The organism is Hymenobacter yonginensis (genome assembly GCF_027625995.1).
GTDB lineage: Bacteria > Bacteroidota > Bacteroidia > Cytophagales > Hymenobacteraceae > Hymenobacter > Hymenobacter yonginensis.
This window is the reverse complement of record NZ_CP115397.1, coordinates 90,859-111,890: the sequence shown is the minus strand read 5'-3', so window position 1 is coordinate 111,890 and position 21,032 is coordinate 90,859. Positions and strand designations below refer to the sequence as shown.

Genomic DNA, 21,032 nt, shown 5'->3' with positions numbered 1-21,032 from the left:
CGCTTATAGCCGTTGGCTACGGGCTTTGTGGTGGGAAATTGTCGGGGTGGCTTGCGGGGCGAGGGCGAACGGCTAGGCGCTAACCGCTTCCAAGGCGCGTACCAGCGTGTTCTGGGCCAACTCCACTTTAAAGGCGTTTTCGCTGCGGGGCTTGGCCCCCTGCAGCGCGGCGGCAGCGGCGGCCTTAAAGGTGGCCTCGGTGGCCGGCTGGCCTACCAGTGCCTTTTCGGCTTCCAGGGAGCGCCAGGGGCGGGTGCCCACGCCGCCCAGCGCCACGCGGGCCGAGCGGATGGTGCCGCCCTGCACATCGAGGCCCACGGCGGCCGAGGCCAGGGCGTAAGCGTAGCTGCTCCGCTCGCGCACCTTCAGGTAAGTGGAGCGGCGGGCGTGGGCGGCGGCCGGGATGGTCACGGCCACTAGCAGCTCACCGGGCTCCAGCACAGTTTCCTTCTGGGGCGTGCTGCCGGGCAGCAGATAAAAATCCGTTACGGGCACCTGGCGCTGTTTACCCTTGGCGTTTTCCAGGGTCAGCACGGCATCGAAGGCGGCCAGGGCCACGCTCAGGTCGCCGGGGTAGGCAGTGGCAATGCAGCTGTCGGAGGTGCCCAGCACAGCCAGGTTGTGGTTGTCGCCTTCCAGAGCGGGGCAGCCGGAGCCGGGCACGCGCTTGTTGCACGGAAACGCCGCGTCGCGGAAGTAGCCGCAGCGGGTGCGCTGCAGAATGTTGCCCCCGATGCTGGCCATGTTGCGCAACTGCGGCGAGGCCGCCAGCAGCAGCGACTCGGAAATGGCCGGAAACTGGGCCTTTACCAGCGGATGCTCGCCCACGGCGTTCATGCGCTCCATGGCCCCGATGCGCAGCCCGTCCTTGGTCTGCTCAATTCCTTTAAATGGGAGTTGATTGATGTCAACCAGCTGCGGGGGCTCCTGCAAGTTGGCCTTCATCAGGTCTAGCAGGGTAGTGCCGCCGGCAATGTAGGCCGCCTGGGGCTGGTCTTTGGTGCGGCCGGTGGCCTCCTTAGCCGTAGTGGCCTGGGTGTAGCTAAAGTTGTTCATGGGTCAGGTCTTAGGGATTAGGGGCTTAGGATTTAGGATTGATTTTGGAATACGGCCAAGCAGCCCCCACTGACGGAGCATACTAAGCCCTAAAACCTAAGTCCCTAAGCCCTACCTGCTACTTCGCGCACGGCGGCCAGAATGTTGGGGTAGGCGCCGCAGCGGCAGATGTTGCCGCTCATCCACTCGCGGGCCTGGCCGTCGGTGGTGGCGTGGCCTTCTTTTACGCAGGCAACACCGCTCATAATCTGGCCAGGGGTGCAGTAGCCGCACTGGAAACCGTCGTGCTTGAGGAACGCCTCCTGCATCGGGTGCAGCTCGTCGCCCTTAGCCAGGCCTTCGATGGTGGTGATTTCCTTACCCTGCTGCATCACGGCCAAGGTGAGACAGGAGTTGATGCGCTGGCCATCCACGTGCACGGTGCAGGCGCCGCACTGGCCATGGTCGCAGCCCTTCTTGGTGCCGGTCAGGTCGAGGTACTCGCGCAGGGCGTCGAGCAGGGTGGTGCGGGGCTCCAGGGTCAGGTTCTTCACCTGGCCGTTGATGCGCAGCTGCATGGGGCTGGCGCCCGACACCACCGGGTTGACCGGGGCGAGCTTCTGGGCCAGAGTTTCGGCCTGGCTGGCGATGGGCGAAGCCAGGGCAAAGCCCAGGATGCCCCCGGCCTGCTGCATGAACGTGCGGCGCGAACCGTCGGATGGCTGCGTAGCCTCGGGTTGGGCGTCCGGGAATAAATCAGACTGCATGGGATGAAGTAAAGGTGGGAAAATGAGCCCGCGCCGCCGCACGCCGCGTCGGGGCCGCCAAGGCGTCTGCCGGGTGCCAACTGCATCTACTCAAATGTAGTTTTGACGGTTGCGAAGCAGGTTGTACGAAGCCTTATTATAAATACTCCAGAAAAGTCCGCCGGGCCACATGCCGGCTCGAGTTATCCAGCAGCTGGACATACTGGCGCCGCTTTAAACTAAAGGGAATTTCGGTTGGACTCAGAAATAAGGCCTGCGCCAATTCCTTACTTTGCTAGGCAGCACCTTCCAGTAAAATAGCCTTCGGCAGGACTGCTACACCCTAGGGCCGCATTCCGTTGCGCTGCCGCATCATCACTACATTGATTTTCGATTTGCAAATTGAAAATCATTTTTATGAGGCGAGTAGCCATATGTAGGAGTGCCGCATAGCGCTGAATTAAAATTATAAGGACTGATAAGGTTTACTTGATGTTCCCTATCGCCGAACCTATAGGTTCCGATAACTTTTAATTATCGGAATCTGTACGTATATTTGCTTTTCGAGCCATTTTTCGCCCGGCTACTCCTTTATATATAGGCTACATGAAAACCGACGCTCGGCTGATGACCACGCCCAAGACTACCGACTCGCTTGCGAGCCTATCGGAGCAGACGGCGCGGTACGTCGAGGCTGGTTTGCAAGGTGCACCCAACACGGCCCGGGCTTACGCCTCGGACCTGCGGCACTTCACCCACTGGTGCCAGGCCAACCAAGTCGAGCCGGTGCCGGCGACAGTGGATACGCTCGCCGGCTACGTGACCTACTTGGCCGACGCGCGCAAAAAGGTCGCGACTATTCACCGCCATCTTTCGGCCATCAGCAAAGCACACGTGTTGCGCGGGCTGGATTGCCCCACGGACAACAAGCAGTTTCAGGTGCTGCTCGACGGTATCCGCCGCGTGCACGGCGTGCGGCAAAAGCAAGCACCGGCCTTTTCGCTTGTTCAACTCAAGCGTTTGGTGCGCGCTATCGATACCCAAATGGTGACAGGACTACGGGATCGGGCTATTTTATTGTTGGGATTTACTGGAGCCTTCCGCCGTTCAGAGCTGTCGGCTTTGAACGTACAGGACTTGCGCTTCACTGAGGATTGCCTGATTGTTTCACTGGCGAAGAGCAAAACCAACCAACTAGGTGAATACGAGGAAAAGGCTATTTTCTATTCGCCGGAAGCCAAGGTCTGCCCTATCCGTTCTTTGCAGGCTTGGCTACGAGCGTTGAAGCGGGAAACCGGGCCGGTTTTCGTTGGGATGCGTATGGGCCAGCGGCTGACCCAGGCTCGGTTATCGGACAAGAGTATCAATATTATCGTTCAGAAATACCTCGGTCCGACATATTCCGCACACTCACTCAGGGCGTCCTTTGTAACGGTTGCAAAACTAGCTGGAGCTGATGATAGTGAAATTATGAACCAGACCAAGCATAAGACGTCCACAATGATCCGTCGATATACCCGATTAGATGATGTGCGACAACACAATGCGGCCCAAAAATTGGGATTATAGTAGAGTATTCATTCTATTCTATTCTATTCTATTCTATTCTATTCTATAAATAGTTAAAAGTTTCCGTAGGAACCTGTATGGCTAAGACACTCATTGATTAGCACATGTAATTATGGTCACACCATAATACCTACTTAGAGTATGACTTAATTAGGCCTGATCATGCTAACAAATAAGCAACGTTAAGGGCGTCATCCTGCTCACCAACGGCCGCGTGCTGGCCGAGGATGAAACCGCCTTCGAGGACCTGAGCCAGCGCCAAGACGGCCAGCACGTCTTTGTCAAAGCCAAGTTTGCCAAGAAGAGCCACTAACTGTCACTGCAGTGGACGGTGTTTCCCTCAGGCTGAGTGAAAATGACCGCCAAGTATTTCCTGAAGACTACGACTTCGCCTGGCCGGCCTGAGCTTCAACTACACCGAGGATGAGGTGCGCGGCGCCTGGTGGCACGGCGAGGGCCCCTACCGCTTCTGGACAGACCGCCTGAAGGGCACCAACCTGGGTGTGTAGACCAAATCCTGCAACACCAGCACCGGCGAAATAGGAGGCACCCGCGGCTTCGAGTACCCCGAGTTCAAGGGCTACTACTCTAACTTCTATTGGCTCACCCTGCAGACCACCGGCCAGCCCCTCACGATAGTCTGAGACCAAGAAGACGTCTACCTACGCCTGTTCACACCCAGCTTCTCAGCCATGCCCTACAACACGGCCCCAGCCTTCCCCGGCGCCCAGCTCTCTTTCATGCACAGCCTCTCGGCCATTGGCACCAAGTCGCAGAAAGCCGAGAACATGGGCCCGATGAGCAAAACTAATATGTACTATGACTACGCCTCCTGGCACACCAAGGAAATAACCCAGCACTTCGACTTCTCAAGCCAGCAGGCACCGGTAGGGGTCGTCAGGCAGCCGTAGAAGCTTAAGGCTTGAACATAGCGACGGGTAGTGAACCGATAAGGATTGCTACCCGCTGTTATATTGCACACTTAAGTTGCCTTGGCAAGGTCAACTTCTGAAAAAAATCTTAAAAAATTTACTCTGATGACTCCAGAATACATAATTGAAATATGTGTAGCAATTGATATTGCAATATTAGGCATTGCTTATCCAATTATAGTTGATAAAATTTCCAATATAGGAGATAAATATAACTCTCAATATATTCCAGTGCTATTTGATAGCGAATTTCCTCAAAAGTCGTTGTCTATTACTATAAACAAAAATAATTATAGAATTTCATTTTTTAAATTTATTATGTATTTTACAATATCATCATTAATATTTATGATATTTAAAATCCCCCCATTATTTGGCTGGGATAACTGGTTTGTAAATGATTCAGCAAAATTTTTAGTCTTAGCATTATCACTTCTGTTTACAGTTTCATTCTTTATTTGGCTAGACAAAGTTGTCCTTTTCAATGGAAAGTCCACGTCGTTGCTAACCCATATTATTAAAAAATATGAACTATTGAAGGGTAGTCCTGAAGCTAGTCAGTATCATTTAAAAGCTATTAACGAATTAACTTTTTATGCTATTGAGAAACAAGATGAGCATTTGCAGGAAACATTATTAGATTTTTATTATAAAGTTTTTGCTAAAATTCGTAAAAATCATGATAAAAATAAGCCTTTAGTATATCCTATTGATCTGTATTTCTTAGTTAATAAGCTGAATGTGGAAATTGTAAATACTGATAATAAGAAGCTTAAAGCAATAGAACATAGGGCTGTAAGCGGGGTCTGGCTACTTGGGGAAGATTTTGAAGAAATAAATATATCTGATGATACATACAACTGGTTGTGGAGAAATATATATATATTTTGTGATAATCCTCGATTTGTGAAAATGTTTTGGTCTAATTCAAATCAGTATTTCACATATAACTTGAAAATGATTCATGCTGATTATGAAAAAGGCAGTATTGCCAATGAGGCAGCAATTGCAGTAAGGCAGCAAGAGCGCAATTCATTCCTTGAATTACACTATGCTCTTGGTGGCTTAATGTTATATAGGAATAGGTATGACGTGTTAAAATATATTTTTGAATACTCTCAATCACAACCCCCGCAATATGTTTTACTTCCTCAATCAATGACAGAAATTTTTAACTGGTTTGAGCATTTTCGTAATGACTTTAAGAATACAAAATTACCTATAGATATAAAATACTCGTTTCCTGAGCTGGATAATCTTGGAAGCAGAAGTCAAGTAAACCATTGGATATGCAAATATCTTGTCGTTTTGTTTATGCGTCAGTATACTTTGCGGCAATATTACACCTTCCAAAATTTTACAGCTTTACCTGTTCTTCCGAATGAAGTAGTTGAATTAAATAATTGGCTTGATACAGTTTCTTATTTTGAAAATATTCTACGCAAAATAATAAGTAATGATGTTCTGTTGAATGAACTTGAATTATATAATATAGCCCAAGAAAAATCAATCGAATTTTTATTATTTGTGGATCGCCTTAAATCGGCTATTAATAAAAATATAGCTGATAAAAAAATTAGCACAGAATTGTCTGATGAAAAAATAGCGTCGTTTTATATAAATTCAGCTAATATCATAAGAAAATCTTTTTCAAAGTACAATTCTGTGTTTACTTCAAAAGATATAAACCAAGAAAAAAATAAAGTAAAAATTCCTATTAGTGGCGGAATAGTTCTTATGTCAAAATCTTCCTTTGTAGAAGATGATATACCTAGTTTAAATTTTGACACATTCTTTGCTGGGCAAATTGCATCACAAAATATCGAAAGATTGATTCCAAAATCGTTTTCTGTTTCTAAAACCAAGCGTTATCTTCTGAATAAAGATAATTTTCTTTTGGGAATAGATAGGATAATTAATGGCGCCAAAGACATTGTTATTGTTGGCGTAGAAGTCAGGCATGAAGTTAAACAAATTCTTGATAATAGCCACTTTAGGGATATGACCAGATATATACCATCTACTGAGTATGATGTACAGGATGCTTTGTTTATTGTTGCTGAATCTGACCTACCTGTAATCGAACACAAAAATATTGATGAGAGTACGATAACAGAATTAAACCTTGTGTTAATTGACAAAGATCTTCAAGTGTATTCTTCTGTATTGGATATAAATAAAAATGAAAACTCGCACATTAAAAATAGATGGAATTTAGAAGATGCTCCTGATACTAATGATTTGAAAGTGCAACTAGCTATTGTATTTTCGAGTGTAATATATTGGGGAGATGAGAGAGAGGTGGTTCAAGTAAACATTGCCTCCGAGTACAGGGAGCAAGGAATTGAGAATAATGTTAACGATATAGAAAGCATGAAAAGCGTTAACAAGGATATTGCTAACTAGTTATGACCTCAATTGACAGGGAAGCTTTCCTGCTTCCCGAGCTACCCACTTGTGCCCAAATCTTGGGGCTTTCTGTGTATGCAGGTATCTAATATCAGGATCAACTTTACACAGGTCCACTGAATCATGAAGTTCCGATATAATTTGGGCCAATGGTAAGCTATTTGTCACGAGCGTGAAACAGAGTGAATTCAATAAGCTATTGTATTATGCCCACTCCCGCCAAATACATCATTCGCTACCCTCACCACTTGAATAGTATAACTTCTAATAGGCTCGAACACTTAGTTGCTGACATTATCAGTGCAAGCTATACTCACTGTGAGGTGAAGCATATGGGCGGACCTAGCGACCGAGGCATTGATGTATTGTTCATCAATAGCGGGAACACACACTGGCTCATCCAGGTCAAACGAAGCGAGGGCCCGACCGTACCTGAAGATTTTAGTACGCTGCAAAGTATTATTGGTAAACTGCTTCTTATGGGAGACAAGAACGCTATGTATTGTAAAGAAATCTAATACGCTTTCAAAACCTCTTAAAAGATGAAGGAAATTGCCTCTCGCTTGGGTTACACCGTTAAACTAATTGATAATCGATGTTGCTTGACTTGAGATGATTAGCCCGCTTATCCCGGCTACACCGTTGAAGAATCTACTTATAAATTCAAGTGCCTCGGAAATATTGCAAAGCGTCAAGAATAAGTTCTTAAGTATCAGGCTTGACAGCTTTCATAAAAAACACCCAATTAGTAAGTCTCAACAACTTCCCTTATTCAGCTGATAGCCTTCTGTACTATTAAGCTAATTATCAAATCCCAGGTTTTATATGCCAAAACTTCTCCTTCCTTGGCTGAACGTTACGATCAAGTCAGAGCTGCTTTAGACTTCAGTGAATTTGAGATCCCCCGCGCCCAGGCACTTTCTGACGCTGACTACCCTAACTATCTAGCAGAGCAACTCAACAAGTACAACGCGTACTATAACCAGGTCCTCAGACCCTTGATTGAGACCGAAGACGGAATGCCGTTTGGCGAAGGGTCTGAAATGAACGTACCTATACTGCATACTCCCCTTCATAAAACCATTTGCACGCTCTCTAATGGCTTAATTCAAACGATAGAACACTATTACAATGGCCGAGTAATACAGGCTGCTGAGACTTTCAAAAATGTCTTAGACGATATTCAAGCCATTTATCTATTAACAGCTAAGAGCCTACCTGAAGGAGTCACCTTCTACCGCTCCCGCACTCGCCACCCTGGCGAACAGCACTTCACTAGAGAAGACCTTTTTCACAATCCCTTTGAGAATCGTGGCCGGGTATCTACCAGTCGATACAGCATTCCCGGTTTACCAGCGCTTTATCTGGGTGATTCGGTATATGTGTGTTGGGAAGAGACCAGACAGAGTAGAATAGACAATTTGTACTTCAGCCGCTTCCAAAACATGGATACAGCGAAAGTGGTCAAGATTGAGCGGATACAAGACTTTCTAGCAGATATAGAGGCACCTAGAGACGGTGCCACTCGTGGTAAGCACCTTTTCTTCCTTGTGCGTTACCTGACTGTTTTCCCGCTTTGTATTGCCTGCTCTATAAAGACCAGGACAGACGGCGACACGTTTAAGCCTGAGTATATTCTTCCCCAGTTGCTACTCCAGTATGTAACGGCTGCGAAAGGCGTAGCAGGAATCAAATTCCCCTCTACCAGAGTGGACTACAGTAAGATTGATGGGATATCCGCTTACAACTATGTTTTTCCCGTTAAAAAGTCCAGAAGCAGCGGTTACTGCCGTGAGCTAGTGAAGCTGTTTTCGCTTACAGCCCCGACCTCTCTTGAGCTGGAAAGGCTCATGTCTTATTCCGACCTGAAAACGTCAAGCCCCGCAGATGTTGCGGAAGCATTTAACAGTAGTAAGGACCTTGAACTAGTTGAGGGAGTTCGGAGGTCTTACTTCAACTCGGCATTCGGCTATCTTGAATTACTACTTAAGTACCGTCATCTCGACCGCTTAGTGATGCCCTAGGAAATCACATTGCGGTAGAGAGAAGAACCCTAAACAGTAGCTTTGCAGTAAGCCGAACCTACCAGTCCAGTTGAGTCTGTTCAATCAAGAGCCTCCGGCCGCAGGTATACTCTGCGACCGGAGGCTCATATGGTATGAGAGAAAGTACTTGAGCCCTTAATTGGGATTTCAGGTAGCAAGCTGCTTCCGGAAATATGTTTCTGTTTCTGTTTCTGCATCTGCATCGGTATACACGTAGCACCCATTCATGCCACGAGTCATCAGGGTCCGATAGGTATTTTAATGATGCAATCTAGCATCTGAGCTGCCTCCGCTGGCTCCTCTTTCGCAAACTTCTTATGGCCCTTCACCGAATTATCCGAACGAGCGCGCTTATTGGCACCGGTTATGATTTTCTCATCCCTGACGATCATATCTTTATCCTGTTGCTTCTGTCGCTACCGGTTATGAAATAGTACTTAATGATAGGGTACTGATACACCTTTTAGGCATTCTCCTATGGAACCAGTTCAGCACGTTCTTGCCGATAACATAGCTATGGCGAACCGTTGGTATACCTCCCTATTCGACTTTTCACCTACTGAAAAGCCCTATGGATTGCGCTACCAGCTTGACGGCGAGTCCTTCGTTCTCAGCCCTTCGGGGAATATAAGCCCCTTTGGCTTGCGGTTGCCATTCATGGAGCAGGCGCGCCAACGGCTCGCCAGGTTGATGACGGACCCAGGGGATGTGTTAGGCATTAATCATGGCTACGAGGAGGGAAAAACAGCCACTCTTCGGGACCCATTCAGCAACATGCTGATGATACTTGATCTCGCTAACCAGTAGAGTTGAGCCAGCATACGGCTTTTCGTGCAACGTTCTAACAAGCACGTAATAGCGTGCGAACATACGTTCACGAACAACACAGCATCAGCGCATCAGGGCCTAGCCAGACAGGGCTTTGAATAAATTCATAATCCGCTGCCTTACTACTCATTAAGCAAATCAGGTGACACAGCTGCCTTCTGGCTCTCGTCTCAACATCGCAGCCTTGTCCGCTGTGTTTGCGGATACGACCAACGCCTACAAATTTTACTGGTTTCTCGCCATTCTGGACCACTTACGAGACACGGGCACCGCGCGCGTAGCCATGCACGACTTGGCGCTGCGCATGCTGGGCAGCGTGTGGTACCCTCTGGATTACTTTAAGCTCTCTTTCGGCCGCCGAGACACCTTTAAACCAATCGCTGCTTTTATTACGCAGCACGTAGTCGTCGATAACAGCCCAACGGCGCCCCCCTTGTTTACCCAGCTTCGGGCCATGCCCACGGCTGAGCAGCAGCTGCTGCAAGCGTGGGTCCGCAAGCTCACCAACTGGGTACCCTACCGCTTTATTCGGCCCATGTTCGCCGAAGAAACGCGGGCCCTGCATGACCCGAAGGTAAACGCGCTCATTATCGCCCTTGCAAACGCTGGCAATCGGGCCCCTTACCGGTTTGATGGCAAAGACTTGGTGCTGCACGAAGAGTGGATCGAATACCTGCAGCAACACCAAGCTATTCTGCGGGGCTTTATCCAATGGCATTTGGTTCGATTCCTGCAGAAGAACAATCCCAACGTTACCGGCTTAACCGAAAAACTAGACAAGCCCAGCCAGCGAGATTTAAAGACCGCTAGCCACTTTTGGAAGCACTATCTAACGGCCCACCCAGCACTCACGTGCATCTATTCCGGACAACCCATCATCCTTAAGAGCCTAAGCCTAGACCATTTTCTTCCCTGGTCGTTCGTGGCGCACGATCAGCTGTGGAATATCATTCCAACCCCCAAAACGGTTAACTCAACCAAGAACGATTGGTTACCGTCCTTTCCGCAGTATTTCGAGCCCTTCGCCGCCCTGCAATACAGCGCGTTTCAGTTCCACGCTGATCAGGAGCACTATGCGCTGCTGGAAGACTACCACTTGTTGTTCGCCCGGGATATCGCGGCGTTACGTGAGCTGTCCTATTCCAGCTTCCGCGATTATTTACACGGGCAACTAGCACCGCAGCTTCAGATTGCGCAAAACCTAGGGTTTTCTTATCCCTTCGTGTACCGCGGTATTACATAGCCGCGCAACGGCGGCCCTTCCACGCATCAACGCAGCAAGGCCTCCAGCAAGGTTACGGCCTCCCGGATGCTTTCTGTCGCCTCCCTTACCTGCTCTTCGGTCGTGAACCGGCCCAAACCCAGGCGGACCGTGCAAAAAGCATCCTCGTAGGACAGGCCAATGGCCGAGAGCACCCGCGACGGCTCCGGGCTTCCCGCCTCGCACGCTGCCCCGGTACTGAGCATCAGCTCCGACAAATTGGCCATTAGAGCTTCAGCTTCCACGCCCACGAACGTCAGGCTGCTGTTGTGGGGTAGGCGCCGGTCGGTGTTGCCGTTAACCTGCACCTGCGGCAGGCTGCGCAGCAGCTCCTGCTCCAATTGGTCGCGCAAGCCAGCCAGGCGTTGACTTTCCGTCAGCAGCTCCTCGGCGCACAGCTGAGCGGCCCATCCCAGCCCCACGACCAGCGGTACTGGAACCGTCCCGGGGCGTAACCCAAATTCTTGGCTACCGCCCCGCATCAAGGGCACCAGCGGCTCCTGCTGGCTACCGCCCCGCACATACAGTGCCCCGACGCCTTTGGGCCCGTAGAGTTTGTGGGCGCTCAGGGAAAGCAAATCAACCTCCCAGGCCTGCACGTCTACCACAACCTTGCCTACTGCTTGCGCCGCATCGCAGTGCAGTAACGCCCCGTGGGCGTGGGCCAGGGCTGCCAGCCGGGCCACGTCCTGCAGCGTGCCGATTTCGGAGTTGGCTGCCTGGACGGACACAAGCAAGGTCTCGTCGGTGATGAGCTCTTCGGCTGCAGCCCACTGCACCGTTCCCTGTGCGTCCACGGGCAGTACCACCACCTCCCAGCCCTGGGCAGCCAGCCACTCGCACGGCTCTAATACCGACTTGTGCTCGATGGCGGTGGTCACGAGGCGCCGGCGGTGCCCCCCAGCGCGCTCATGCTGCCGGGCCGCCCCCAACAAGGCCAGGTTGTTGGCTTCCGTAGCCCCGGAAGTAAACACAATCTCGGCTGCCTGCGCGCCCAGCAAGCCGGCGACCTGCTGCCGGCTGTGCTCCATGGCCCGGGCCGCCTGCCGCCCCAGCTCATGCGGGCTGGCGGGGTTACCATAGGCCGTAAGCCAATAAGGCAGCATGGCTTCTACTACTCGTGGGTCACAAGCAGTTGTGGCGTGGTTGTCTAGGTAAATCATTGCAGCGGGGTAAATAGTCTGCAAAACTCGTGATTGATTCGCTTACTTTTGAAGATGGGATGGGCCGCCGTAAAGCTTTGCTGGCTTTTTTTCAGCTTGGCCTGCTCTCTCGTCCTTTTCTACCTTACCGCACGCTATGCGTTTTCGATTTTCTGGGCACGAAAGTTTTCCGTGCCGCTATACTTGGTTACCCAAGGCCTACCTTCATCTAGCCAGCAATCCGGCGCTTTTCAGCGAGGAAAACGAAGCCATGGTGCGCTTGGGGGTGGGCAAGAACATGGTGCGTGCCATCCGCTTTTGGGTGCAGCTAGCGGGCATTGCGGAGCCGCACCCCACCGAGCCCGGCTACCAAATTACCGCCTTTGGGCACGCGCTTTTCCACCCGCAAACCGGCTACGACCCCTACTTGGAAGACGTGCGCACCCTGTGGCTGATTCACTGGAAATTCTGCGCGCACGTGGAGGAACCCATGTTTGCTTGGTATTTCCTGTTCAACCAGTGGTCGGAACCCGAGCTGTCCCGCAGTGAGCTGCTGCGCAATTTTAAACTGGAGGCCGCCAAGCAAGACCGGCCCCTCTCCGAAGCAACCCTCAGCCAGCACCTGGACATTTTTCTGCACACCTACATCCCGGCCCGAGGACGCAAAGGGGAAGTGCTGGAAGACAATCTGGACTGCCCCCTAACCGAGCTCAATTTGCTGGTACCCGCCGGAGAACGAATGGCAGAGTCGACCGATGGCCGCCGACGGGAGGCCGTGTTCACCTTCCGCTGGGACCACAAGCCCGAAATCACCGGTCCGCTACTTGCGTATTGCCTGCATGACTTTTGGCGCCGGAACCGGCCCCATGAGCAGTCATTAACCTTTCGGGAGGTAACCAGAGCACCAGGTAGCGTTGGGCAAGTCTTCAAATTGACCGAAAAGGATCTGGAGGACCGGTTGGAGAACTTACGATCGGATTCGCAGGGCTTATTAGAATACCGTATTTCGGCAGCGTTGCCCCGAGTACTTAAATCATTCGAGTGGAGCGAGGAGGTAGAAACGCGTTTGCTAGCCAGCGTCTACCAGCGTCCTGCCCCAATTAACATTGCCGCACAGTCGGAAGAGGTGGTTGACCATGCATGAAGTCGAACAAGCGCAGCTTTTAAATATTCAGGGGCGTTTTCTGCGCTCCACCCACATTGAACGCGACTGGCACGACCCGGTCGCGCTGCAGGATTACGTCGTAACCCAACACGCCAAGCAGAGTACGGCGCGCCTTACGGCGGGCTTAACCCCTACCTCCGGGCTACGCGCCTGGCGCATCACGGGGGATTACGGGTCAGGCAAATCCTCATTTGCCCTGCTACTAGCCAATATACTTTCCCACCGACGTCAGCAGTTACCTGCGGCTTTACAAGCGGCCATAGCGCCTGCCCTGCAAAGTGTGGACGCCGCGTCCCTGCCCTTATGGCCGGTCCTGGTGACGGGCTCCCGGGAGCCGCTAGGTCTAGCCATCGTACGCGGTCTACACGAGTTGCTGCTAGCATTGCCGGAACCGCCAACGAAGCTGGTGGCCAAGCTCCACGCTGCCGTAGCAAAAGGTCTCGTTTCCGACGCGCAGGTCATTAAATGGGTGCAAGCAGTTCACGCGCTAATGCTCGAAAGCGGGCTCGCTCAGGGCCTGCTGCTAGTGCTCGATGAGGTAGGCAAGTTTTTGGAGTTCGCAGCGTTGCACCCCGAGCGCCAGGATATTTACCTGCTGCAAGGGCTGGCGGAGCTGGCGGCCCGCAGCGGACCGGCGCCCCTGATGATCGTGGTGCTAATGCACCAAGGCATCAGCGGTTACGCCGAGAACTTAACGCAGACCCAGCAGCGGGAATGGGAAAAGATCGCGGGCCGCTACGAGGAACTCAGCTGGCATCATCCTCTGGAGCAAGTAGCCGAGCTCATTTCCAGCGCGCTCAACACCGACCTGACGGAAGCCCCGCGTCAGGCGTCGGCGCACGCCAAGCGGGACATGCAGGACGCGCTGCGCCTGCGCTGGTACGGCACAGCTTCCCACCAGAAGTCGTTGTTGAACATCGCCGCCCGTCTCTACCCGCTGCACCCCACGGTGCTGCCCGTGCTGGTGCGCCTGTTTGCCACCTTCGGGCAGAACGAGCGGTCGTTGTTCTCATTTCTGCTCGGCAGTGAGCCCTTTGGCCTGCTGGACTTTGTGGAGCGTACCGAAGGGCGCGACTTCTTTCGCATTGCCGACCTCTACGATTACGCCCGGCAAGCCTTTAACCAGCGCTTGAGCCTGCAGAGCTTTCGCAACCACTGGAAGGCCATCGATGGTATTGTTTCCTCCTACCGGGGCGAGGAACCTCTAGAGCTTGGCCTGCTCAAAACGATTGGCCTGCTCAACGTGCTGAATGCCGAGGATTTGCTGGCTACCAACGAAGCGCTGGAACTCGCGCTGCGGGGCAGCGAAGACGTGAAGGCGGCCATTCAACGCCTCAAAGCCCAACACCTGCTGTACTACCGCGGAGCCGCAGGCGGCTACAGCCTCTGGCCCCACACCAGCGTTAACCTGGATACGGTGTATAGCGAAGCCACCCGGGAGATTGGATCCTTGCAAAAGGTGGCCGGTTTGGTGCGTGACCGGTTAGAGGTGCGTCCCCTCGTGGCACGCCGCCACTACATCCGCACCGGCACGCTGCGCTTCTTTGAGGTGGTATACGTTGCCGTCGATACGCTCGCGGACCATATGCGCGCGCCACTGACGGCTGACGGTCGCATCCTGGTGCCGCTCTGCGAGACGCCGGAAGAGGAAGCCCGCGCTTTGGCCCTAGTGCAGACGGAACTCACCCACTCCCTGGCCCAGGTGCTCATTGCCGTGCCCCAGCCCCTGCAGGGCCTGGCGCCCGTCCTGGCCGAAGTACTGCGCTGGGAGTGGATTCAGCGTAACGTGCCGGAGCTGCAGCACGACGGGCCCGCGCGGGACGAAACCGCTACCCAATTGGCGCTGGCTCAGCAACGCCTGGCCGAGCACTTGCAGCGCTACGTGGGCATGACCAACGCGACGGACGAAAGTGGCCTGCGTTGGTTCCGCCAGGGGGCTTTGCTGCCCACCGTCAAGTCGGGCCCGGAGGTCATGACGCTGCTGACTACGGTGTTGGATGAAGTCTTCCATTCCGCGCCACTGATCCACAACGAACTCGTGAACCGCAAGTCGCCCTCCTCGGCGGCCGCGGCGGCGCGGGGGCGGTTGTGCGAACACCTGTTCGAAACTTCTTCGGAACCCTATTTGGGCATGGATGCGACGAGAACGCCGCCGGAAATGTCCATGTACTTGTCCGTACTTAAGGAAGCCCAGCTCCACGTTTTCAATCCAGAGCATCAATCGTGGTCCTTGCAGTTACCTGCAGCGGAGCATGACCACCTACGTATACTCCCCGCCTTCCAACGCATTGGGGAAGTTCTGCGCGCGTCCAGCGACGCTCGGGTACCGGCGACGGAGGTCTACGCCGCCCTGCAGCAAGCACCTTATGGCGTGCGGGAGGGCATGATCCCCCTGTTGCTGGCTATTTTCAGCGTGATCAACGAGCAGGAGCTCGCCTTCTACGAGGACGATACCTTCATTCCCCGCATCACGGGCTCGAACTTCTTCCGGCTTACCAAAGCCCCCGAGACGTTTGACATTCAGTTCTATCCCATCAGCGGGGTGCGGACGGGATTGTTCCAAAGCTTAATCCAGCACCTGAAGCTTTCAGGCAAGCAGCCCGTGCGCGTCGACCTGCTGGACGTGGTCAAGCCGCTGCTGACCTTCGTGGCCGGCCTGCCAGCATATACACTGAAGACTTCGCGTCTGGCCCCGCAAACCAAGGCCGTACGAGCACTATTGATGACGGCTCGCGACCCCGCTACGCTGTTGTTTCATGCCCTGCCCGAAGCCTGTGACCTGCCCCCCATTCTGGAAGAATCCGGGGAGCAAGACCAGACGGTTGAACAGTTTGCCCTGGCTTTAAAAACGGCCATCGATGAGCTGCGGGGGGCCCACCCGGCCTTGCTGCACTGGATTAAAGAGCGCCTGCAGGAAGAGTTTTTATTGCACGGCACGTTCGAGCAGGTCCGGCAGGCGCTGGCCCCCCGGGCTGCTTCGGTGGCAGGTTTCGTCACCGAGCCCCGGTTGAAGAGTTTCTGCCTTCGTCTGGCCGACACCAACCTATCCGAAACGATGTGGCTGGAATCGCTGGGCAACTTGGTATGCGCCATGCCACCGGCCAAGTGGAAGGACGCCGACGTGCACAAGTACGAGCAGGAGATTCATCACCTGGCCGCACAATTCGCCCGCGTAGAGGCCATTGTCTACAACCGCAGCAAGTTCAAAGGCACGGTTGAGGGGGAGTCGGTCCGCATTGCCCTCACCCAACCCACGGGTCAGGAACGCAAAAAAGTCATCCACCTCACGCCGGAGGAAGTCAAGGATGCCAACGAGCTGCAAGACGTCATCGCCGGGCTACTGCGCGATAAAGGGCTCGTGGGCATGGCCGCCGCGTCGCGGGCACTGTGGCAGTTGCTCTCCGCCACGGAGTCAACGGCTACGGAAACCGGACAGGAAATTTTCTAAGCCCTGTTTTTGCAGCGTTTAAACATTTACATTGGTCATCTCATAGTACCAGAATTGCCGTGGAACTCCCTTTTCGACATATTTTAAGTTTATCCGGCGGCAAAGACAGCGCGGCGTTGGCCATTTACATGCGGGACCGCGTGCCCGAAATGGAGTACGTCTTTCACGACACGGGCAAGGAATTGCCCGAAACGTACGAGTACCTCGGCCGGCTGGAGGCGTTGCTGGGCAAGCCCATCCACAAGAGCACCGTGGAAAACGGTGATTTCATCGGGTTTGATCAGCTGCTGAAAATCTACGGGGGTATGCTCCCCTCGAATCACCGCCGCTGGTGCACCCGCATGATGAAGCTCAAGCCCTTCGAGCGCTTTATCGGCAAGGACAACTGCTACAACTACGTGGGCCTGCGCGCCGATGAAAAACGGGAAGGCTATATCAGCCACAAGCCCAACATTAAGCCCTTGTATCCTTTCATCGAGGACGGGCTGGTTAAGGCTGACATCGAACGCATCCTGGAAGAGTCCGGCCTGGGCATGCCGCCTTATACCAATTGGGGGCGCACCCGCTCCGGCTGCTTCTTTTGCTTTTACCAGCAGAAAATTGAGTGGGTCCGCCTCAAAGAAGCCCACCCTGACTTGTTCGAGGAAGCGAAAGCGTACGAGAAGCCGGGCAAGAACGCCACCACGGTATTCTACTGGTGCGGAGATGAGCCCCTGGAAGAGCTGGAAAAGCCAGAGCGGATGGCGCAGATCGTTCGGGATCATGCCGCCGCACAGGAGCGGGCCCGCAATAAAGCCACCAACCGCAGCCTGCTACATATTCTGGGGGGCGTTGATGACTACGAAGAGCGGAACGGCTGCTTAATTTGCCAATTATAGTTTTTCATCCTATTTTCTATCGACGTGGCCCATCCGGATACGGGAATAACCAGCCTGCCGACCGCAGGTCGACTTAAGGATGCAGCGACCAATTGGGTTCGCTTCGTGCGCAAATACGGCCCTATCCCGGCCAACGACTCTGCTTTTGAAGAGCATACCGGCCGCGCTGCCAAGCGGGCGGGTGTCACTCCCATCTCCTTTCCCCACCCCCGCTTCGCCGAGGTACTCGCTTGCCTAACCGGGGAGTTGCTGGTCTCCGTGATTTTAACCGGTACGGCCGGCGACGGTAAAACGCACCTGTGCAGTAAGATCTGGGAACACCTACAAGGCGAAGCAGGCGTGTGGGCCTCCAACAATCCCTATATCAACCTGACGCTCCCCTCGGGCACCACCCTGCACGTGATTCGAGATTTGAGCGCCTGGGTTCCGCCCCAAGGGGCGGAGTGGGAGCCCGACGCTCGCAACTTGCTGGAGCAGTTTTCCGATGGCCTGTTCTCCGCTCAGACGTCCGACTACTTCCTCATCGCCGCCAACGACGGCCAGTTGATTGAAACTTGGCGCCGGTTACCGGATTCACCCGCCGTCAACAGGGCCCGTGCTTTGTTTGAGCAGCTCCTGGTGGAAGATCAGGAGGAGCAGCCCGGCGTGGGCCTCCGGTTTTTCAACTTGTCGCGCGGTTCCTCTGCGCAGCTCTTTGACTGTGCCGTAGATGCATTCTTGAATCACCCGGGCTGGAAGCTGTGCTTTGAGGGGGAGAACGGTGAATCCGTGGCGTTTGGACCGAAATCACCCATTCGGCGAAACTACGAGTTGCTGCAAACTCCGCTGCTGCAGCAGCGCCTGCGGGACTTGCTGGAACTCTGTGATTACAATGACCTGCACATTCCCATCCGGGAGATTCTAGCGTTGCTGGTGAACGCCGTGCTGGGTTATTCGGGGAACACGTGCAAAGACCATCTGATGGTGCCGGCGGATGTGACTCGCATCGTTGCGGAGGGCTCCGTGGCCAAAGCCAGCATCTACAACAACTTGATTGGCGGCAACCTGCGCGAAAGCCGCCGGGAAAGCATCGGCGTCTTCAACTACCTGGACCGCTTCCGGCTGGGGCATGAAACGACCAACCGCATCGACTCCATTCTGATCTTTGGGGAAGCCGATGAGGCACTCCAACCCTACTACGATCAATACTTGGGCAGCGACACCTTCTACGGGGCAGACGCCAGTTACCGCAAGGCCCAAAGCGACTACGTTGAATCCGCCGATGAAGACCTGATTAACAGTCGTTTTTTGGAGATGCTGGTGGTGCAGCGCCGCGCCCTATTCTTTAAAATACCCGCCAACGAGGCCACTGACCTGCACCTGTGGGACCTGACGGTCTTCCGCTTCGCGGGCGAATACTTGGAGAAAGTAGTGCGCACCGTTCACCCCAGCCTCAAAGGGCGGGTGGACCGGCACATCGTCAGCCGGTTGGTCCGGGGCCTGAACCGGGTGATTGTGGGCATGCTCATCAACGATGACCGCAAGCTATGCCTGGGCACGAGCCTGCAGTCCACTGGCGCCAAGGTGTCCCGGATTTACGAGGATTCCATCTCCGTAGTCCCCAGCAAGGGCGAACGGGTGGAAATTGTCTGGCAGGGAAATAAGCCCGCGCTGCAGGTGACGCTCAGCGAGCAAATCAGCGAAGTGTTTCCCTTGAATTTGGTGCGCTACGAGTTCCTCTCCCGCGTGGCTGAGGGGGCCCTGCCCAGCAGCTTTTCAAAGGAATGCTACGAGGACGTTCTATCGTTCAAAAGTCGCCTGCTTACGGCCCTCAAAAAGCGCCGCAAAGCGGAAGCAGTGGAAGGGGACGAGTTCATACTTAGCTTCCAGCGACTGCGGCTGGACGAGAACGGCAACCCGGAGCACCGCACCATTCAGCTGAACCTGCCGGCCACTACCTAACCTTTTTATCAGCCCTCGAGCCTCCCTGTTCGGGGCACTATGCCCCTCTATCATTACTGCCTATGCCCCTACCTCTCCTCTCCGATTCCGACTTGCTGGTTGCCCGACCGCCCAAAGGGCACTACACCCGCATGCTGTTCTGGCTGGACGAACAGATCTGGGGGCACCGGGTGTACCCCCAAACGCCCTGGCTCATGTTCCTGGAATGCCTAACGGTCGCGGAGTATTTTTTCCGGGAGGGCAGCTTGCTGCAGGAACCGGCCTCCTACCCCGCGTTGGTATACCAGCCACGCCGGCGCATGCGGCTGCGCAACATTCTCTGGAACAACGAGCTGATTAAAAGCCTAGAAGACGAGAAGCTGGATTCCAACACTACGTGGAACAAGTGGCTAGAGTGGATGAAAGAAAATGCCATGCACGTGACCGATACCGACTTTTCTTATTTGAAAGGCCGCTTCGAACGCTTCAGTGACTTTGCCTTTCTAGTGGGCATGTTGCGGGATGCCTCGGTGGAAAGCGAGAGCAACAAGCGGTGGACGTCCCGTTTTCTCTTTCCCTTTGGGGCCAACGCCATCTACGAGGACCAGGACCTCAAAGGGGACCGGGACTTTAACAACTTCACCCGAACCGGGGAGTTGCTTTATCTGATGCTGTGCCGCAGCGACGCCGCGGACTCCCTACGACCTTACCTGCACGACTTCCTCAAGGGTGACAACGAGTGGAATCAGCTGCTGACGGTGCTGGAGCGGGAGCCGGAAAAAGGCGATGAAGAGCGCAAACACAGCTATTTGCCTTATAAGCAGCATCCATGCTTTAATGCGCTGGGGGAGGACTGGCTTAACCTTTTCCAACTGGGGTTACCCAACTTTGATGTGCTCAACCACTTGGTTACGCTGGGGGCTTTTCACGTGCTGTTGTACCAGTTACACGTAGCCGCCGAGTGGACCGGCAAAGCCGAACGCCTCACGTTCCTGTGTGAGGTGGTAGCGCCAAAAAAGACGCTTGTTCGAGAAGTTTCCATCATCAATTTCCAGGAAAACAACGGGCTGTCCGGCGACGCGGTCCAGGCCTACATCACCCGCATTCAGCAATCGGAGGCTTGGCAGCAAGCCTTGCAACTGCATACGCCGGCGGATATATTTGACGCTTGTCAGCAGGTGCTTCAAAAAGAGATTTGGTGGGACGATGCGGCCGATTACGACCGTAGCCACGACCCGGATGAACTGCTGGATTACTTGCGGGAAAAGGCGCAGGTTCGCCATCAGCAGCACGCCGGAGAAGTTCACCGCACCCTGGGGCGCCTGATTGGCTTGGTATCCCGGCGTGGCACTAATAAATACCGCTACGCCCCGACCGACGGCCTACTCAAGACCTTGATTTTCGCCAACGTGCCGCATCGCATGGAGCTTAAGGAATTCTTCCAAGTGCTCTACTCGCGCTACGGCCTCGTCTTCAGTGAGCGGGAAGCGGCGTTGGTAATTGCCGAAGAGGAATACGATCCAAAACCCTTCGCCGCGAACGCTGCCCGCTTAGAATCGCGCTTAAATAGTTTGGGCCTGTTGCGCCGCTTGTCGGACGGTTGCGCCTACGTGATTAATCCCAATGGCCACGTATCCCAGGGCCACGCTTAATT

General features: G+C 53.6%; 15 protein-coding genes. 12 read left to right on the top strand and 3 right to left on the bottom strand.

Annotated features, from left to right (window positions below; translation table 11 throughout):
• Positions 1-72 precede the first annotated feature (72 nt).
• Positions 73-1,056 (bottom strand): FAD binding domain-containing protein, encoded by a 984-nt coding sequence (locus O9Z63_RS20505; protein ID WP_270129576.1) that lies wholly within the window; start codon positions 1,054-1,056, stop codon positions 73-75.
• A 104-nt stretch (positions 1,057-1,160) separates the two neighbouring features.
• Positions 1,161-1,802 carry a (2Fe-2S)-binding protein gene (locus O9Z63_RS20500; protein ID WP_270129575.1) on the bottom strand — a complete coding sequence of 214 codons (642 nt, stop codon included), beginning with the start codon at positions 1,800-1,802 and terminating at the stop codon, positions 1,161-1,163.
• 585 nt (positions 1,803-2,387) lie between these two features.
• Between O9Z63_RS20500 and O9Z63_RS20495 the strand changes: the two genes are divergently transcribed.
• The 7 genes from O9Z63_RS20495 to O9Z63_RS20470 all read left to right on the top strand — a co-directional run bounded on the left by O9Z63_RS20495 (position 2,388) and on the right by O9Z63_RS20470 (position 10,807).
• Complete coding sequence (locus O9Z63_RS20495) at positions 2,388-3,350, top strand: site-specific integrase (RefSeq protein WP_270129574.1); 963 nt, start codon at positions 2,388-2,390, stop codon at positions 3,348-3,350.
• Between the two features lie 692 nt (positions 3,351-4,042).
• On the top strand, positions 4,043-4,261 hold the full coding sequence (locus O9Z63_RS20490; RefSeq protein ID WP_270129572.1) for a hypothetical protein: 219 nt from the start codon (positions 4,043-4,045) through the stop codon (positions 4,259-4,261).
• A 126-nt stretch (positions 4,262-4,387) separates the two neighbouring features.
• Positions 4,388-6,688, top strand: coding sequence for a hypothetical protein (locus O9Z63_RS20485; protein ID WP_270129570.1), 2,301 nt, complete (start codon positions 4,388-4,390; stop codon positions 6,686-6,688).
• Positions 6,689-6,897: 209 nt separating this feature from the next.
• Complete coding sequence (locus O9Z63_RS21215; RefSeq protein WP_408614002.1) at positions 6,898-7,209, top strand: restriction endonuclease; 312 nt, start codon at positions 6,898-6,900, stop codon at positions 7,207-7,209.
• Positions 7,210-7,536: 327 nt separating this feature from the next.
• Entirely contained in the window at positions 7,537-8,715 is a 1,179-nt protein-coding gene (locus O9Z63_RS20480) for an RES domain-containing protein (protein ID WP_270129569.1), read from the top strand.
• Positions 8,716-9,213: 498 nt separating this feature from the next.
• Positions 9,214-9,543 (top strand): hypothetical protein, encoded by a 330-nt coding sequence (locus O9Z63_RS20475; protein ID WP_270129567.1) that lies wholly within the window; start codon positions 9,214-9,216, stop codon positions 9,541-9,543.
• 163 nt (positions 9,544-9,706) lie between these two features.
• Positions 9,707-10,807 (top strand): HNH endonuclease domain-containing protein, encoded by a 1,101-nt coding sequence (locus O9Z63_RS20470; protein WP_270129565.1) that lies wholly within the window; start codon positions 9,707-9,709, stop codon positions 10,805-10,807.
• A 26-nt stretch (positions 10,808-10,833) separates the two neighbouring features.
• Here O9Z63_RS20470 and O9Z63_RS20465 read toward each other — a convergent pair whose 3' ends face one another.
• On the bottom strand, positions 10,834-11,988 hold the full coding sequence (locus tag O9Z63_RS20465; RefSeq protein ID WP_270129563.1) for a cysteine desulfurase family protein: 1,155 nt from the start codon (positions 11,986-11,988) through the stop codon (positions 10,834-10,836).
• Between the two features lie 136 nt (positions 11,989-12,124).
• Here O9Z63_RS20465 and O9Z63_RS20460 point away from each other — a divergent pair, with 136 nt between their 5' ends.
• The 5 genes from O9Z63_RS20460 to O9Z63_RS20440 all read left to right on the top strand — a co-directional run bounded on the left by O9Z63_RS20460 (position 12,125) and on the right by O9Z63_RS20440 (position 21,030).
• Positions 12,125-13,111 carry a DUF4007 family protein gene (locus O9Z63_RS20460; RefSeq protein ID WP_270129562.1) on the top strand — a complete coding sequence of 329 codons (987 nt, stop codon included), beginning with the start codon at positions 12,125-12,127 and terminating at the stop codon, positions 13,109-13,111.
• On the top strand, positions 13,104-16,580 hold the full coding sequence (locus O9Z63_RS20455; RefSeq protein ID WP_270129561.1) for a hypothetical protein: 3,477 nt from the start codon (positions 13,104-13,106) through the stop codon (positions 16,578-16,580). The genes O9Z63_RS20460 and O9Z63_RS20455 overlap by 8 nt, the downstream gene beginning before the upstream one ends.
• Before the next feature lie 59 nt (positions 16,581-16,639).
• On the top strand, positions 16,640-17,458 hold the full coding sequence (locus O9Z63_RS20450) for a phosphoadenosine phosphosulfate reductase family protein (protein ID WP_270129560.1): 819 nt from the start codon (positions 16,640-16,642) through the stop codon (positions 17,456-17,458).
• Between the two features lie 24 nt (positions 17,459-17,482).
• Positions 17,483-19,399, top strand: a complete 1,917-nt coding sequence (locus O9Z63_RS20445; protein ID WP_270129559.1) for a hypothetical protein — start codon at positions 17,483-17,485, stop codon at positions 19,397-19,399.
• 62 nt (positions 19,400-19,461) lie between these two features.
• Positions 19,462-21,030 (top strand): hypothetical protein, encoded by a 1,569-nt coding sequence (locus O9Z63_RS20440; protein WP_270129558.1) that lies wholly within the window; start codon positions 19,462-19,464, stop codon positions 21,028-21,030.
• The last annotated feature ends 2 nt before the right edge of the window (positions 21,031-21,032 follow it).

Bases quoted from the DNA above. Each gene is read 5' to 3' on its own strand.
- O9Z63_RS20505 (WP_270129576.1), bottom strand. From the start codon at position 1,056: ATGAACAACTTTAGCTACACCCAGGCCACTACGGCTAAGGAGGCCACC.
- O9Z63_RS20500 (WP_270129575.1), bottom strand. From the start codon at position 1,802: ATGCAGTCTGATTTATTCCCGGACGCCCAACCCGAGGCTACGCAGCCA.
- O9Z63_RS20495 (WP_270129574.1), top strand. From the start codon at position 2,388: ATGAAAACCGACGCTCGGCTGATGACCACGCCCAAGACTACCGACTCG.
- O9Z63_RS20490 (WP_270129572.1), top strand. From the start codon at position 4,043: ATGCCCTACAACACGGCCCCAGCCTTCCCCGGCGCCCAGCTCTCTTTC.
- O9Z63_RS20485 (WP_270129570.1), top strand. From the start codon at position 4,388: ATGACTCCAGAATACATAATTGAAATATGTGTAGCAATTGATATTGCA.
- O9Z63_RS21215 (WP_408614002.1), top strand. From the start codon at position 6,898: ATGCCCACTCCCGCCAAATACATCATTCGCTACCCTCACCACTTGAAT.
- O9Z63_RS20475 (WP_270129567.1), top strand. From the start codon at position 9,214: ATGGAACCAGTTCAGCACGTTCTTGCCGATAACATAGCTATGGCGAAC.
- O9Z63_RS20465 (WP_270129563.1), bottom strand. From the start codon at position 11,988: ATGATTTACCTAGACAACCACGCCACAACTGCTTGTGACCCACGAGTA.
- O9Z63_RS20460 (WP_270129562.1), top strand. From the start codon at position 12,125: ATGCGTTTTCGATTTTCTGGGCACGAAAGTTTTCCGTGCCGCTATACT.
- O9Z63_RS20455 (WP_270129561.1), top strand. From the start codon at position 13,104: ATGCATGAAGTCGAACAAGCGCAGCTTTTAAATATTCAGGGGCGTTTT.
- O9Z63_RS20440 (WP_270129558.1), top strand. From the start codon at position 19,462: ATGCCCCTACCTCTCCTCTCCGATTCCGACTTGCTGGTTGCCCGACCG.